This window comes from Helcococcus sueciensis DSM 17243, assembly GCF_000423145.1.
GTDB classification, from domain to species: Bacteria; Bacillota; Clostridia; order Tissierellales; family Peptoniphilaceae; genus Helcococcus; species Helcococcus sueciensis.
Genome location: NZ_AUHK01000004.1, coordinates 44,991 through 59,118, shown reverse-complemented (window position 1 = coordinate 59,118; position 14,128 = coordinate 44,991). Strand labels below are relative to the sequence as shown.

Below are 14,128 nucleotides of genomic sequence, written 5' to 3'. Positions count from 1 at the left end.
AAAGGAGTTAATTATGAGATATATATTTTTTGATATTGACGGAACATTACTATCGCATGAAGAAGGAATTAGTCCAAGTACAATTGAAGCTTTAAATTTACTTAAAGAAAAGGGACATAAAATTTTTATATGTACAGGTAGATCATATGCAGAAGTACCAGAAACTATTTATAAATTTAATTTTGATGGTGTGATTGCTGCTGCAGGTGGATATGTTAAATATCAAGATGAAATAATTTATAATAAAATATTACCTGATCATATGGTCGATAATTTAGTATACTTTTTAAATAAATTTGATATACCATTTGTTCTTGAAGGCGAAACTATGGTATACACAAGAAAAGATGCTATATATGCAGGACATGAGAATCTTGAAAGGCTTAGAGAAAAGAAAGAAAAAACAAAATATGAATTCTCTGCAATAGATTTTATTATACCAAGAAAACATAGTATTGAAGAGTATTTTGAAAATAGAACAAATATTAATAAATTAACTGTTTATGCTGATTCTTATGAACAATTAGTAGAGTTAGAAAGAGTAATTGATAAAGACTATTATATTATAAAATATGAAACAGCTGGAGAGTTATTAGTAAAAGGTATAAATAAATTTACAGGAATAGAAAAGATGTTAAAACATCTTGATGTTTCAGTAGAAGATACTATAGCTATTGGAGATAGTTTAAATGATTATGATATGGTTGAAAGTTGTAAAATAGGTATAGCGATGGGGAATTCCTCTCAACCTTTAAAAGATATTGCGGATTATATTACAACAGATGTAGATGATGATGGAATATATAATGCTATGAAACACTTTGAACTTATATAAAAAATAAATATAAAATAGACCTAAAGTATAGATTTATCTATATCTTATAGGTCTATTTTATTTAGATTTAAAAATTTTTTTTTATAAATTTATTTTTCATAAATAATATTAAAATAACTGATAGTATTAAAGCCATAGATACGTCAGTTAAATAGTGCGCTCCATCCATAATTCTTGCGTATTGTGTTGATATAGTAAATATTACAGGAAATATTATACTAAAAACTTTTATGAATTTATTTTTGATATTAAATACGTCATTAAAATATATCAAAACTAATGATGTTGCAGCTGATGATGTATGACCTGATGGAAAAGATTTAAATGCATCGGAATCTGGAAATCCATTGATTTTCCACCAATCAGTAAAAAGTGAAAAATTTTGTTCATAATAAATTGAGAAAAATCTTTGTCTACCCCATATGTTTTTCATTAAATTAAATACTATAAATATAGATATTATAGAGCAAATAATGAATAAACAATAGTCTAAAGCTGTATCATTTATTAATGGGTTTGTATAGTTTAATATTGAAACTACTATTATAATATAAGTTAAAAATATTCCTAAACTATAAAAGATATTATTTATTCCAAAATAGCTTAAAATTGTGGTAGAAGACACTATAGGGAAAGCTATACTAATTATTAACAATAAAACTTTAAATATATTATTTAAATTTTTCTTGTTTTTTAAATATATTAATGATGAACTGCTCATGAGTATTACCATAGGAACTTCAGCTGTTATTTTGAAAAAATTAGGAAATATATCACCATGTGCATATAGTCTTTGATTTATTGATAAATCAAAGAAACTACCAATTATCATACATATAATTGCATATACTAATAGTATATACATTATCTTATCTTTATTTTTAATCATAATTCCTCCATGAAATTTTAGAATATCAAATTATTAGCTGTTTTACAATTATATTGTGATATCTTTTATCTTTTTGATATAATTATTCATAGAGGTTAAAATGAAAATTAGACTTATTGATTACAAGAAAAAAGCTGAGCAATTTTATGAGATGGGAAAGTATGACAAAGCAGATGAACTATTTGATACAGCTTTGAAGTATTCGAATGATGCCGAAAAAATAGATATTTTATTTGCTCAAGCATTAATGAATGATGAAATTGAACAATATGATAAAGCTTTAGATAAATTTAAGAGTGTAGCAAAAATAGATCCCTACGAACCAGGAGCATATTATGGAATGGCTATGGAATTTGAAAAGTTAGAGGATTATGATAATGCTATTAAATATTATAAAAGAAGTATAGAGTTAAACCCTTCATATGATAGGGCCATATTCTTTCTTGCAAATCTATATGATAATTTAAATCATTATGAAAAAGCAATAAAATATTATAATGATGTGTTAAAATTAGTAGATGATGATTTCATGGCTTATAATAATTTAGGCGCAATCTATGAGAATACAGACAGATTTGAAGAGGCTTTAAAGGCTCTCAACAAATCTATTGAGATTGAACCAAATTACTTTAGATCGTATTTTAATAAAGGTGTAGTTTATGGAAGATTAAAAGAGTACGACAAGGCCATAGAACAATATAATGAATCCATAAAGAGAAATCCGAGATACAGTTTTAATTATTTAAATTTATCAGCATTGTATATTGAAAGAAATATGTATCAAAGATCTGTTGACATATTAAATAAGGGAATAAAAAAAGCGGAAGATAATCTAGCTAATTTATATTATAATAGAGCGTGTTCTTATATAAAAATGGGAATAATTAATCTTGCAATAAGGGATTTGAATGAATCCGTAGAAATAAATCCGGATATATCAGAATATGCAAAAAATGATGAAGATTTTAAACAAATTAGAAATAGTAAAGAGTTTAAAGAAATAGTTGGAGTTTAATGATGATAGTATTAAAGACAAATGAAGAAATAGAAGGAATGAGAAAATCAGGAGAGATTCTTTGTAAAACACATTTAGCGATAAAAGAAATAATTAGACCAGGGATTTCTACAATGCAGGTAAATGATTTTGCAGAAGCATATATGAAATTTAAAGGAGCAGTGCCTGCGCAAAAAGGATATGAAGGTTTTCCTTATGCGTTATGTACATCTTTAAATGATGTAATTTGTCATGGATTTCCTAAAGAGGATGATATTCTTAAAGAAGGAGATATATTATCTGTAGACAATGTTGTGGAATACAATGGATATTTATCTGATTCTTGCTGGTCATATGCTGTAGGGGAATTGAGTGAAGAAAACCAACATTTAATGGATGTGACATTAAAAAGTCTGTATTTGGGTATAGAACAAGCATATGAAGGGAATAGACTTGGTGATATAGGAAATGCAATTCAAACTTATGTAGAATCAGAAGGTCTTTCTGTTGTAAGAGATTTTGTTGGACATGGAATCGGAAAAGAAATGCATGAGGATCCTCAAGTTCCACACTATGGAGTTAAAGGTCGAGGCAGAAGACTTATAGAAAATATGGTGATTACTATAGAACCTATGGTTAATATAGGTACGTGGAAAATGAGATTAGAAGATAATAATTGGGTCGCTAGAACAAGAGATGGAAAGAATTCATGTCAATTTGAACATACCTTGGTTGTTAAAAAAGGAAAAGCAGATATATTAACAAATCAAGATGATTATAAATTAGACGATGAAGATTTAAATTGGATAAAAAATTATAAGTTTTAGGAGTAAGTATGAGATCGTTACTAGAATTAATTTCACAACATTCAGATGCGAATGCAGTAGTACCATTGATAGCTATAGTAGCAGTTATTGTAATAATACTAATTTATTCATTTGTAAAACCTAAATGGGTAAAATATCTTGTATCAGCTATTTCTTTGGTAATTGGATTAACAATCTTTTTTAGAGGATATAAAACAATGCTAGAACCTGCAGGGTTAAGTTTAATTATAGCGGGCACAAAATTTTTAGTATTTGGTATTGTAGCACTTTCTTTTTCTTTAATAATGGATATATTAGATTCACTAGCTGTATTATTTAAAAAAAATGAAAGTGACAAAAAAGATAAAAATAAAAAAAAAGATAAAAAAGAAAAAGATTTAGATATAGACAAAGAGGAAACAAAGCTTATTAAAAATAAAATTAATGAAGAAACTACTGAGGTATCAAGAGAATCTCTTATGGATGAAACTACAATAATTCCAGATATTAGTTTAATAGGAGACGATACAAAGATCATAGATAATAGTGAAATAGAAGAAACTACAGATTTTTTAATTGATGAAAATAAAAAATAAGAATTATAAATAGGATAATAATAAATATATTTAGTATGGAGGCCAAATGATAGGAGCTTTTTTCGATATTGATGGCACAGTTATGAGAGAATCAATAATGCTTAAACATTTCAATAAGCTTGTAAAATATGGAATAATAGATGAAGAAGCATACTTGAAAAATCTTAAAGCAAAATATGAAGCGTATGAAAGAAGATACGGTGATTATGATGATTTTATAAGTGAAATGGGAAATGTATATAAAGATAAATTAAAAGGTATACATAAATCTTTAATAATGGAAACAGCAAAACAAGTTATTAGAGAAGGTGGAGATTTAGTATATGCATATACTAGAGATAGGATAAAATATCATAAATCTAAGGGACATAAGGTGTTTTTTGTGTCTGGGTCTCCTGATTATTTAGTTGAGCTACTTGGTGAAATGTATAATGTAGATGATACTCAAGGAACAGAATATATATTCAAGGATGAAATATTTACTGGTGAAATTACTCAAATGTGGGATAGCAAGTCTAAACAAAGAGAGATTACAAGACTTGTAACTAAGCATGATATTGATATTGATGAGTCTTATGCTTATGGTGATACAAATGGGGATTATTCAATGCTTAAAATGATGAAACATGCTACAGCAATAAATCCATCAAAAAGATTTTTAGAAAAAATAAATTCAGATGAAGAACTTGCAAAAAGAACAGATATCATTGTTGAAAGAAAAGATGTAATATATAAATTAAATTCAGATGTAGAACAATATATACTGTCTGAAAAATAGTCTATTAGATTAGATTTAATATTTAAAATATTAATACAAATTTTGTTTAGGAGATAAGATGAAGAAATTTATAAGGGTTAGACCAAATGGTCCATTAAAGGGAGAGGTCAAAATAGATGGTGCAAAAAATTCTGGACTGAAATTACTAGCAGCTACTTTACTTACAAAAGAAGAAGTTATTATAAGAAACTTACCTAAATTACGAGATGTAGAAGTTATGTTAGATGTTCTAGAGTATTTGGGCTCCAAAATAGAAAGACTTGACGATACAAGTGTGAAAATACTTAATGATAATATAAAAGATTATATTACACCACTTGACCTTATGAATAAAATGAGAGCATCATTTGTGGTTACAGGACCATTACTTTCAAGATGTGGTAGAGCAATAACATATATGCCTGGTGGATGTAGTATAGGTGCTAGACCAGTTGATTTACATTTGAAGGGATTTGAAGCATTAGGAGCAAAAGTTCATACAGGAATTGATGCAATTGATGTAAGTGCTGAAAATGGATTGGTTGGTAATAATATTTATCTTGACTTCCCTTCAGTTGGAGCAACAGAGAATATTATGATGGCAGCCGTACTTGCAAATGGCACAACTACAATAGATAATGCAGCACAAGAACCAGAAATTACAGATTTAGCGAATTTTTTAAATAAAATAGGAGCTAAAATAAGAGGAGCTGGTACAAAAACTATTGAAATTGTAGGGGTTAAAGAATTAAAGGGTGGAGAACATTCTGTAATGCCAGATAGAATTGAAGCGGCTACATATATGATAGCTGGAGCGATTACTAAGGGTGATGTAACAGTTACTGATGTAGTTGAAGCTCATTTAATCCCAGTAATAGCAAAATTAAAAGAAATAGGATGTGAAGTTATTGTAAATGAGGATGAAGATAAGATTAGAGTAATTGGTGCAGAACATCCTGTAGCTACAAATATTAAAACTTTACCATATCCAGGACTTGCAACAGATGTTCAATCACAATTTATGACATTGTTAACTGTTTGTGATGGTGATTCAAAAGTAGAAGAAACTGTATTTGAAAATAGATTTATGCATGTAGAAGAATTACAAAAAATGAAAGCGTTGATAATTACAGAAGGAAATGAAGCTCGTATAAAAGGTGTACCTAATTTAGTGGGAACAGATGTAAAAGCTACGGATCTTAGAGCGGGAGCTTCTTGTATTTTAGCAGGGCTAGTAGCTGAAGGCGAAACTAGAGTTCATGATATTTATCATATCTATCGTGGATATAATGATTTTGAAAATAAATTTAAAAATATTGGGGCTGATATAGAAGTAGTTAAAGTTGAGGGCTAAAATGATTGAAACCAAAGGTACAGTAGAAGATATTATATACAGAAATGAAGAAAATTTATATAGTGTTTTTTTACTTGATACTGATGAAGGTTTAGTAACAGTTGTTGGACAGGTATTTGATTTAAATAAAGGGGATAGCCTGTCCATAACTGGAGATTTAGTATTCCATAAAGATTATGGGGAACAAATTAAATTGAATACTTATAAAAAAATTATGCCAAGCTCATTATCTCAAATAGAGAGATATTTAAGCTCTGGCATAATTTCCAATATAGGGGAAAGTCGTGCTAAAGAAATAGTGAAAAGATTTGGTGAAGACACTCTAAGAGTTATGACTGAAGAACCTGAAAAGCTATTAAATATAAAAGGAATTGGAAAAAAAACATTAGAAAAAATTAATGATTCTTTTATAAAGTCACAAAAATCTAGAGAAGTATCAATTTATTTGCAAAAATTTAATATAGGAAATAAATTATCATATCAGATATATGCTAAATATAAAGAAAATACAAAATCTATAATTGAGAAAAATCCATATAAATTAATAGATGATATAAAAGGTGTAGGATTTAATATAGCTGATAAAATAGCATTACAAATAGGAATAAAAAAAGATTCTAATTTTAGAATTATAGCAGGTGCGGAATATCTACTCTATGAAGAAGCGAATAAAAATGGTAATTGCTATATGGATTATGAATATTTTATTAAAGGATTATCAAATCTTTTATCAATAGGCATAGATCCAATAATAAATACTATTCAAGAAATGGTAATTTATAATAAAATCAAAATAATTAATTTTGAGGGAAAAGATATTATATATTTAAGAAGTATTTATGATATGGAATTATCAATAACTGAAAATTTACTTAAATTGATGAGAGAAAATAGTAAAATACAGGATATTGACATGGATGAAGAAATAGAATATATAGAAAAAATAGAGAAAATAGAATATTCAGACACTCAAAAAGAAGCTATTAAAACAGCTCTTGAAGAGAAGGTCATGATAATTACAGGTGGACCAGGAACTGGTAAAACTACGATTATAAAAGCCATTATTTCTATAATTCATAATTTAAGACTAAGATATCTATTAGCAGCTCCTACGGGAAGAGCAGCTAAAAGAATGGAAGAATCAACAGGAAAAGAAGCTTCTACTATACATAGATTATTGGGATATAAATCTATTGAAGATATTACACAACTTGAATATAATGAGGAAAATCCATTAGATACGGATTTAATTATAATAGACGAAATGTCTATGGTAGATATTTTTCTTATGAATAATTTATTGAAAGCTATAAAAGAAAGTACCATGGTGGTGTTTGTAGGAGATAGCGATCAATTACCATCTGTAGGCCCGGGTAATATTTTAAATGATATGATAAACTCAAAAATTATTCCTACTATTAAATTAGAAACAATATTTAGACAGGGTGAGGGAAGTAATATTATAAAAAATGCTCATTTAATTAATCATGGCAAGAAGCCTGTATTAAATGAAGAAAATAAAGATTTTTTCTTTATAAATACTAGAGATGATAAACATACATTGGATACTATTTGTGATCTTGTAGTTGAGAGACTTCCGAAGTTTTATAATGTAGACCCTTTAGAAGATATACAAGTTCTTACGCCGACTAGGAGAGGAATATGTGGTGTAGATAGTATTAATCAAAGATTACAAGCTAGACTAAACCCACCAATATTTAATAAAAGTGAAATAAAACTTGGGGAATATATTTTTAGAGAAAATGATAAAATAATGCAAACTAAAAATAATTATGATATAGAGTTCAAAGGTGATTTTTTTGATATTACTAAAGGTTTATACAATGGTGATATAGGATATATTAGAAATATATTTTTAGAAAATAAAACTGTTGAAACTGTTTTTTACGATAAAATGGCCACATTAGATACTAAAGAATTTCAGGACATTGTTTTGTCATATTGTATCACTATACATAAGTCGCAAGGATCAGAGTTTCCAATAGTTGTTATTCCTATGGCCAATGCACCTTATATGTTGCTTACAAGAAATATTTTATATACAGGAATTACAAGAGGAAAAAGTCTTGTGGTATTAGTGGGGAATGAAAATATATTAAATAAGATGATTAATACAGAGACAATTGATAGAAGAAAATCTACTTTAGCTTATAATCTTAATAAATATTATAGTTTAAGGAGAAATTATGAATAATTTTATATTCTATTCTAAAGATTATTGTTATATGTGTTTAAAAAATAAAACTAAAAATTATATCTGTAAAGATTGTATTGAGAGGCTAGAATTTATAGATGGAATTAGAGAATTAGATGAGAGGATATGTATATATCCTCTTTTTTATAATAATTTTTTAAAATCTCTTATTAAAAAATTCAAATATGAAGATTGTACTTATCTTGTAAAACCATTTGTTGAAATAATTTATAAATTTATAAAATTTAAAAATCTAGATTTCGACTATATTTCATATATTCCTATGTATTATAAGGATGAATATGAAAGGGGATATAATCAATCAAAAATACTTTGTGAATACTATTCAAAAACAGCAAAAAAAGAAATGATTCAAATAATAGAAAAAGTAAAACCTACGAATCATCAAAATAAATTAGATAGAAAAATGAGACTAAAAAATTTAAAAGATAGTTTTAAAGTTTTTGAAGGTTTAAATTTAGATAATAAAAGAATATTATTTATAGATGATATAGTAACTACGGGGTCAACATTAAATTTAATTTCAAAAGAAATTAAAAAGAAATATGATTGTGAAATTACATTTCTTGCAATAGCTTCTTCTAAAATTTATGAAAATGATGAATAAAATATTTGTATGAAAATTTTCATATATGTTAAAATGGTTTATAACTAGTAGTCATAAATCGAGAGGAGTAATTATGAAACTTGAAATAAAAAATATCAATAAGAGTTTTGGAGATAAACAAATACTTCATGATATTTCATTTACTGTAGAAAGTGGAAAAGCTATGGGCTTTTTAGGAAGAAACGGAGCTGGAAAGACTACTACTATCAGAACATTAATGGATGTATTTAAGCCGGATAGTGGGGAGTTCCTTTTAGATGGGAGGCCATTAAATATAGAAGAGGTATCTATTGGATATTTACCAGAAGAGCGAGGTATGTATCAAAGAATTAAAATTCTTGATCAGCTAGTTTATTTTGGTGAATTAAAAGGAATGGATAGAGAAAAAGCCAAAGAAAAAGCATTAGAAGGACTTGAAAAATTAGATCTATCAGAATATGCCAATAAAAAATTAGAAACATTATCTAAAGGTAATCAACAAAAAGTTCAAATACTTGAAGCTATTATCAATGAACCAGATATAGTTGTATTTGATGAGCCTTTTTCTGGTTTAGATCCTGTTAATGCAAGAGTCTTGAAAGATATTTTAGTTGAATATATAAATAAAGACAAAATAGTAATTTTCTCATCTCATCAAATGACAGTTGTTGAAGAGTTTTGTAATGATATTACATTTATTAAAGATGGTAGAATTAAACTTTCTGGAAACTTAGATGAAGAAAAGGCTAAAAGAGGTAAAGATAAATATTTAATACACAGCGAATCATTAGATACTTTATCAAAGATACAAGCTTTACCATATGTCGTAAATGCTGAAGAAAGAAAAGATGAAATTTTTGTAGAACTATCCGATAATAAATCAAGTAATGAATTTTTAAAAGATTTACTAAGAGAAGATATTCAAGTAGATGTATTCAAACCTTTTAGACCTTCTCTTGAAGAGTTATTTATTTCTATGGATAAGGAGGCGTAATATGAGAGAAATATTAAAAGTATTTAGATTTGAACTTATCCAAAAACTTAAAGAAAAATCGTTCTATATTACGATGATTATAATTTCATTAATAGTTTTACTATTAACTGCTTTACCTGCAATAATAGACACTTTTAAAGGTGATGATTCTAATAATTCATATGTTGAAGAAAGTGAAATAGATAAAGAATCTTCAGAAGGAGAAACTATTCCTTTAAATAAATTAGGTGTAGTTATTGATGGAGAAATAAGCGATACTCTTATACCAGAGTTAGAAAAAGGATATCAAGTAATAGAATATAAAAACCTTGATGAGTTAAAAGAAGCTGTAGAATCTGAGAAAATAGATGAAGGTGCGGTTATAAAAAATGATATAGAAGCTACAGTTTATAATAAAAATTCAAATGCACTTGGAGATGTAAATTCTGATTTTGATACTCTAATGAAGAATAACTATAAATATAATATTGAGTTGAAAGATTATAATATTTCAAGAGAGGACTTAGAAAAAATAGATAGTTTTACTCCAAATATTAATTATGAATCCTTAGGGAAAAGTAATATAGCATCATATATACTGTCATATGCATCTATTATGTTTATGTATTTCATGATATTGATACAAGGTCAATTAATTGCAACATCTGTTGCAAGAGAAAAAGATAATAGAACTATGGAACTTCTAATTACAGCAGTTAAACCAAAGTCATTAATATGGGGTAAAGTTTTAGCGGGAGTTGTAACTAGTTTAATAACTTTTTTAGCTATAGTAGTATCTGGATTAATAGGATTTAGCATAACATTAATGAAAAATCCTAATTTACTAAATTTCTTAAAATCTATGAACTTTAATATTGGTTTTATGGATTTAGCAGTATTTACAATATTCCTATTATTAGGGGTTACATTATATTATTTACTTTATGCTGCGATTGGATCACTTGTATCAAAATTAGATGAATTGAATCAAGCTCTAACACCGGTTACAATTCCAATAATTGTTGCGTTTATGCTACCAATGATGAGTTTGTCAGCTCCTAATCCTCAACTTATGAAAATAATATCATATGTACCATTCACATCACCACTTGCGATGTTTGTACGATATGAAATGGCTGATGTAACAGGATTACAATTATTAATAAGTATAGGAATATTATTAATTTCTGTAATACTTCTAAGCATATTAGCAACTAAAATTTATAGGGCAGGAACTCTTAATTACGGAAATAAAATGAATATATTTAAAGCTTTGAAGAGTGATAAAGAATAGTATAGATTTAATAATTAAATACTAGAAAATGGTAGTAAATCAGAATGAATAGATTCTGAAACGCTACCATTTTTAATTTTTAAAGAATTTAAATTGTATCTTTTTCAAATGGTATATTTAAAGAAATATCATTTCGGTTTTTCACAGATTTATTTCAATTCTCAGAACAAATTCAGCTGTTTTCCGGTTTTTCACAGATTTATTTCAATTCTCAGAACAAATTCAGCTGTTTTCCGATTTTTAGAAAAATATTTTCAATTCTCAGAACAAATTCAGCTATTTTTCGATTTTTAGAAAAATTTTTTCAATTCTGCAGAAAATATTCAATATTAACTCGATATTTAACGACATCACCACTAAAATATTACATTTACGTAACGTTTGATGAAGATTTTTCGGTTTTTTAAATATTATTTTCTAATTCTCAGAAAAATAGCAGTTTTCTTTCGGTTTTTTGAGATAAAATTTTCATTTTTCAGAAATGTTATCTAAGTGGTATATTTTTCTCAGTAACAAATGAACACAACAAACCAATCTTTGCAGATTTCTCGAAAAAGTGCCATACTAAATAAATCTCAAACCAATCTTTGCAGATTCCTCGAAAAAGTGCCATACTAAATAAATCTCAAACCAATCTTTGCAGATTTCTCGAAAAAGTCCCATACTAAATAAATCTCAAACCAATCTTTGCAGATTCCGCAGCAAAAGTCCCATACAATAAATCTCAAACCAATCTTTGCAGATTCCGCAGCAAAAGTCCCATACAATAAATAACAAATCCACCATACATTATTTAATCTTAGTAAAATACTTAGCATCAGGATCTAAATCTTTAATTGTTTTTTTGTTTATAACAACATCTTCAAAAGTTTTTATAAATACTGCCCCTATAATTATCATATTACAAATTGCTAAAAGCCAAACTAAAGTTACCAATATACTACCAAGTGATCCATAAACAGATGGTTTCTTTGTCAGTACATCATTTGTATATCTATAAAAGAAAGTCATAAATGCTACACCTAAAGTTCCTACTATTGATCCTAGAATAATTGATTTAAATTCAGGAGCTTTATATATTTCAAAGCTAGGAGCAAATCTATAAAAGAAAGCAAGAACTAAAATAGTAAATATTAAAGGTAAAATTGTTGTTATTCCATTTACTAAGAAATCTCCAAATCCATCAATTAAATCAAAACGTTCAGCTATAGATTTAATGATTAGTAGAATTTTTTCGTTAAACACATTGAATAGTAGTATTGAAGCTAAGACAATCATAAATGCTATAGTATAGATTACTGAAAATATCTTTGTGTAAAAAGGTATTTTTGAATTTGAATTTACATCAAATATTTTATTCAAAGCGGTAATTAATCCTTGAAAACCTCTAGATCCTAACCACAATGCAGATATAATGGACACTATTGATAATGAAGAAGAACTTCCTCCAAATAAACTATCAAAAAGTGGATTCAAAATGTTTTGGACATCTTTAGGTAAGTTTTCAGTGATTTCATAAACGAATTCTACAAAATTTGGTACAACAAATACAATCATATTTGACAAAAATGACACAAGTGGAATAAAAGCTAAAATAATATAGAATGCTAAATAAGCTGAAGCTACATCAGATTCACTTTTTGTCATTTTAATTATGAAATATCTAATAAAATTTTCAATTTTTCTCATTACTTTTCCTTATTTAAAATATTAGTAATAACTAAATTTTAGCTATATATTTTTAATTATAGAAAACAATTCCGTATTAATCAAATCATCTACACATATGCTATAATATATGAGAGGTAAAAATGGATAGAGACAATAGAAGAAGACGTTCACGAAAAAGAAGAAGAGCTAGAAGAAAGCGAAACGAATTACAATTAAATACAAAAATAATTATTTTATTTGCGACTATTATTTCAATAGTACTTATCTATATTTCTATTAATTTAATAAAATCTATATCTGCAAATAGAAATTATTCAAAAGATAAAAAAATACAAGAAACAAAAAATGAAAATATAGTTGAAACTTCTATAGAAGATAGCGTTGAAAATACAAATAAAAGTATTCAAAATATTATTGATAACAAATTAATGCCATCTCAAGTAATAAAGAAAAATATAGAAGAATTTATAGATTCAAATAAAATCATAAAAGATAAAGTAAATGTAGTATATGCATCAAAAGATGATATATATATTAAAGATGAAAATATGAGAATTCCGATGAGAAATTATAATATTTATATTATCTCTATGATTTTAGAAGATTTGAAAGAACAAGGTAAAATCGATTTAAATAAATCAGTGGATTTGAGTGAATTCTATGAAGAAAAAGTAGAAGATAAACCTCTAAGCTTATTGGTAAAAGAAATGATAATTAAACCTGAAGAAGAAGGTGTATTGGCTCTGACCCAAGAGGTTAAAAATATAGTTAATATGGAGTGGAAAACATATGCGAATGGAAGATTTTCTATAAATATCGATGATGAAAATACCATGAATATTAAAGATATATCAAAAATGCTTCAATTATTAATAACTAAGGAAAAAGATGAGTACAAGTATAAAGATACACTTTCTTATATGAAAGATGCAACTAAAATAAGATCAGATCTAAATAATGTAAGAGAAAAAGAATTTATAGGTATGGAAGGTGCTGTAATATATGAATATAGCATTGAAAGTGGATATGTTCTGAAAGAAAAACCATATATTTATCTAATATATGCACAATACTCTGATAGATTTGTTTTAGAAGAAATAAGAAACATAATTATAAATGCAAACTAATAGATTATAA

At 26.7% G+C, this 14,128-nt stretch carries 13 protein-coding genes; 11 read left to right on the top strand and 2 right to left on the bottom strand.

Annotation, left to right across the window (positions count from 1 at the left end):
- Positions 1-13: 13 nt before the first annotated feature.
- Positions 14-835, top strand: a complete 822-nt coding sequence (locus tag G534_RS0102035) for a Cof-type HAD-IIB family hydrolase (protein WP_027347629.1) — start codon at positions 14-16, stop codon at positions 833-835.
- Positions 836-902: 67 nt separating this feature from the next.
- On the opposite strand, the gene G534_RS0102030 is transcribed toward G534_RS0102035, so the two are convergent.
- Complete coding sequence (locus tag G534_RS0102030; protein ID WP_027347628.1) at positions 903-1,724, bottom strand: phosphatase PAP2 family protein; 822 nt, start codon at positions 1,722-1,724, stop codon at positions 903-905.
- A gap of 100 nt (positions 1,725-1,824) precedes the next feature.
- On the opposite strand from G534_RS0102030, the gene G534_RS07680 reads away from it, so the two are divergent.
- The 9 genes from G534_RS07680 (at position 1,825) to G534_RS0101985 (ending at position 11,320) form a co-directional block, all read left to right on the top strand.
- The gene (locus G534_RS07680; RefSeq protein WP_051177384.1) at positions 1,825-2,739 is read left to right on the top strand and encodes a tetratricopeptide repeat protein; all 915 of its coding nucleotides are present in this window, start codon (positions 1,825-1,827) and stop codon (positions 2,737-2,739) included.
- 2 nt (positions 2,740-2,741) lie between these two features.
- Positions 2,742-3,545: a type I methionyl aminopeptidase gene (gene map / locus G534_RS0102020; RefSeq protein WP_027347627.1), complete on the top strand. Its 804-nt coding sequence runs from the start codon at positions 2,742-2,744 to the stop codon at positions 3,543-3,545.
- 8 nt (positions 3,546-3,553) lie between these two features.
- Positions 3,554-4,120, top strand: coding sequence for a hypothetical protein (locus G534_RS0102015; RefSeq protein ID WP_027347626.1), 567 nt, complete (start codon positions 3,554-3,556; stop codon positions 4,118-4,120).
- A 46-nt stretch (positions 4,121-4,166) separates the two neighbouring features.
- Positions 4,167-4,898 carry an HAD family hydrolase gene (locus tag G534_RS0102010; RefSeq protein WP_027347625.1) on the top strand — a complete coding sequence of 244 codons (732 nt, stop codon included), beginning with the start codon at positions 4,167-4,169 and terminating at the stop codon, positions 4,896-4,898.
- 58 nt (positions 4,899-4,956) lie between these two features.
- Positions 4,957-6,231, top strand: a complete 1,275-nt coding sequence (gene murA / locus G534_RS0102005; protein ID WP_027347624.1) for a UDP-N-acetylglucosamine 1-carboxyvinyltransferase — start codon at positions 4,957-4,959, stop codon at positions 6,229-6,231.
- Position 6,232: 1 nt separating this feature from the next.
- Positions 6,233-8,446: an SF1B family DNA helicase RecD2 gene (recD2, locus tag G534_RS0102000; RefSeq protein WP_027347623.1), complete on the top strand. Its 2,214-nt coding sequence runs from the start codon at positions 6,233-6,235 to the stop codon at positions 8,444-8,446.
- Positions 8,439-9,074: a ComF family protein gene (locus tag G534_RS0101995; protein WP_027347622.1), complete on the top strand. Its 636-nt coding sequence runs from the start codon at positions 8,439-8,441 to the stop codon at positions 9,072-9,074. Before recD2 ends, G534_RS0101995 begins: the two co-directional genes overlap by 8 nt.
- A gap of 73 nt (positions 9,075-9,147) precedes the next feature.
- Positions 9,148-10,047 carry an ABC transporter ATP-binding protein gene (locus tag G534_RS0101990; protein ID WP_027347621.1) on the top strand — a complete coding sequence of 300 codons (900 nt, stop codon included), beginning with the start codon at positions 9,148-9,150 and terminating at the stop codon, positions 10,045-10,047.
- A gap of 1 nt (position 10,048) precedes the next feature.
- The gene (locus tag G534_RS0101985) at positions 10,049-11,320 is read left to right on the top strand and encodes an ABC transporter permease (protein WP_027347620.1); all 1,272 of its coding nucleotides are present in this window, start codon (positions 10,049-10,051) and stop codon (positions 11,318-11,320) included.
- A gap of 789 nt (positions 11,321-12,109) precedes the next feature.
- On the opposite strand, the gene G534_RS0101980 is transcribed toward G534_RS0101985, so the two are convergent.
- Positions 12,110-13,009, bottom strand: a complete 900-nt coding sequence (locus G534_RS0101980) for a YihY/virulence factor BrkB family protein (RefSeq protein WP_027347619.1) — start codon at positions 13,007-13,009, stop codon at positions 12,110-12,112.
- A 122-nt stretch (positions 13,010-13,131) separates the two neighbouring features.
- Here G534_RS0101980 and G534_RS0101975 point away from each other — a divergent pair, with 122 nt between their 5' ends.
- A complete protein-coding gene (locus G534_RS0101975; RefSeq protein WP_027347618.1) occupies positions 13,132-14,118 on the top strand; it encodes a hypothetical protein in 987 nt (328 codons plus the stop codon).
- Positions 14,119-14,128: the final 10 nt, after the last annotated feature.

Bases quoted from the DNA above. Each gene is read 5' to 3' on its own strand.
- G534_RS0102035 (WP_027347629.1), top strand. From the start codon at position 14: ATGAGATATATATTTTTTGATATTGACGGAACATTACTATCGCATGAA.
- G534_RS0102030 (WP_027347628.1), bottom strand. From the start codon at position 1,724: ATGATTAAAAATAAAGATAAGATAATGTATATACTATTAGTATATGCA.
- G534_RS07680 (WP_051177384.1), top strand. From the start codon at position 1,825: ATGAAAATTAGACTTATTGATTACAAGAAAAAAGCTGAGCAATTTTAT.
- map (WP_027347627.1), top strand. From the start codon at position 2,742: ATGATAGTATTAAAGACAAATGAAGAAATAGAAGGAATGAGAAAATCA.
- G534_RS0102015 (WP_027347626.1), top strand. From the start codon at position 3,554: ATGAGATCGTTACTAGAATTAATTTCACAACATTCAGATGCGAATGCA.
- G534_RS0102010 (WP_027347625.1), top strand. From the start codon at position 4,167: ATGATAGGAGCTTTTTTCGATATTGATGGCACAGTTATGAGAGAATCA.
- murA (WP_027347624.1), top strand. From the start codon at position 4,957: ATGAAGAAATTTATAAGGGTTAGACCAAATGGTCCATTAAAGGGAGAG.
- recD2 (WP_027347623.1), top strand. From the start codon at position 6,233: ATGATTGAAACCAAAGGTACAGTAGAAGATATTATATACAGAAATGAA.
- G534_RS0101995 (WP_027347622.1), top strand. From the start codon at position 8,439: ATGAATAATTTTATATTCTATTCTAAAGATTATTGTTATATGTGTTTA.
- G534_RS0101990 (WP_027347621.1), top strand. From the start codon at position 9,148: ATGAAACTTGAAATAAAAAATATCAATAAGAGTTTTGGAGATAAACAA.
- G534_RS0101985 (WP_027347620.1), top strand. From the start codon at position 10,049: ATGAGAGAAATATTAAAAGTATTTAGATTTGAACTTATCCAAAAACTT.
- G534_RS0101980 (WP_027347619.1), bottom strand. From the start codon at position 13,009: ATGAGAAAAATTGAAAATTTTATTAGATATTTCATAATTAAAATGACA.
- G534_RS0101975 (WP_027347618.1), top strand. From the start codon at position 13,132: ATGGATAGAGACAATAGAAGAAGACGTTCACGAAAAAGAAGAAGAGCT.